Source organism: Stenotrophomonas sp. 05L44_2, assembly GCF_056665995.1.
This window is the reverse complement of the sequence record NZ_JBFTNR010000789.1, coordinates 1-1,802: the sequence shown is the minus strand read 5'-3', so window position 1 is coordinate 1,802 and position 1,802 is coordinate 1. Positions and strand designations below refer to the sequence as shown.

General features: G+C 64.1%; 1 protein-coding gene. It reads left to right on the top strand.

Annotation, left to right across the window (positions count from 1 at the left end):
* Positions 1-1,668, top strand: a 1,668-nt coding sequence (locus AC1VAN_RS20630; RefSeq protein ID WP_480986614.1) for a TonB-dependent receptor, incomplete at its 5' end; no start/stop codon positions are given.
* Between the last annotated feature and the right edge of the window lie 134 nt (positions 1,669-1,802).

Below are 1,802 nucleotides of genomic sequence, written 5' to 3'. Positions count from 1 at the left end.
CACCAGGACCAGGACATGTGGGCCGCGCCGTACCAGAACCAGACCACCCGCCAGTTCAATGCCAAGGCGGTATGGAACGTGGGCGACAACCGCTTCGGTGCCTTCGTCGCCACCTCGCGCGCCAGCCAGGCCAACTATGCCTACCTGTCCAAGGACATGCTGGCGCGCGGCCTGGGTTATGACTGGAACATCTATGCACCGGACTGGGATCGCGCCGTCGCGGCTGCATACTGCGCACCGGGCACCTACAACAAGGCACGCTGTGCATTCAGCGGCGGCGTCAACAGCATCGACGATGCCTACTACCAGAGCCGTGCGCTGCGCGATGACAACCTGTACTCGATCGACGCCGACATCCGCCTGGGTGAACAGGGCCGCCTGAAACTACTGGGCTACCACCACGAAAACCGTGGCCAGGGCCACTGGTGGGCACCGGGCCAGCCGTCCTACCCGGGCACCGACAGGATGCTGCCGATCTCGATCCGCAGCACCAACTACACCATCAACCGCGATGGCGTGACCGCTGCGCTGTCGTGGACGCTGGGCATCCACGAACTGGAAGCCGGTGTGTGGTACGAACAGAACGACCATAACGTCTCGCGCAACTTCTACTACATCAGCGGCCCGTTCCTGGACGACCTGTACCTGCAGAATCCGGACCGCCGCCTGTTCAACCAGGACTTCGACATCCGTACCCGCCAGTTCTATGTGCAGGACCGCATGCGCTTCCTCGACCAGCGCCTGACCGTGGACGTGGGCATCAAGAGCCCCAACACGCGCATGACTGCCAAGGCCCAGCCGGGCGTGGAAACCAGCATCGCCTCGGGTACGCTGACCGCCAAGGAATCGGTGCTGCCGCAGCTGGGCGTGGGCTTCAAGCTCAACGCCAACAATGAAGTGTTCGCCTCGTACGCCGAGAACATCGCCGCCTTCGTCGGCGGCGGCAGCGGTGGCCCGCTGCAGGTGTCGCCGGAATCGTTCGCGGCCAGCGCCGGCCTCGAGCCGGAGAAGTCCAAGAGCCTGGAAGCTGGTTTCCGTACCTTCGGCGAGAAATACCAGGCGTCGATCGCGGCCTACAACGTGAAGTTCGACAACCGTCTGCTGTCGTTGAACCCGTGCTCGAGCATCGAGGTAGGCACGCGTCCGGAGTGCGTGACGCGCTTCATCAACGTCGGTTCGGTGAAGAGCCATGGCGCAGAGCTGACCTTCATCCTCAAGCCGGTCGATGGCCTGCAGTGGTACAACGCGCTGTCCTGGAACAAGACCACCTACGAGGATGACTACACCTCGGGCGGTGCGATCGTACCGGTGGCCGGCAAGATCACCGTGGATACGCCGCAGCGCATGGCGTCCAGCGAGATCAGCTGGAACCGCGATGGCTTCTTCGCCAGCCTGCGCGCCAAGTACACCGGCAAGCGGTACTACACCTACACCAACGACCAGTCGGTGCCGGGCGTGACCACCTTCGATGCCGGCGCCGGCTACGACTTCGGCCCGGGCATGGGCCTGCGCAACGTGCGGGTGTCGTTGAACGCGACCAACCTGACCAACAAGCGCTATGCGGGCCAGCTGAGTTCGTTCGCACCGACCGATCCGAAGGGCACGCGGTATGCAATCCATGCGAGTGCGCCGCGGCAGATCTTCATGACGGTGGCGGCGGAGTTCTAAGTCGAAAGCGGGCGCTGCGGCGCATTGATTGTTCCTGCATGGCGCGGGCAGGCAGGCCCATGCAGGACACGCCGTAAACCCGTCCATGGGGGCTCGATGGCGCCATCCATGGCGCCAACGGTCCTGCATGGGCC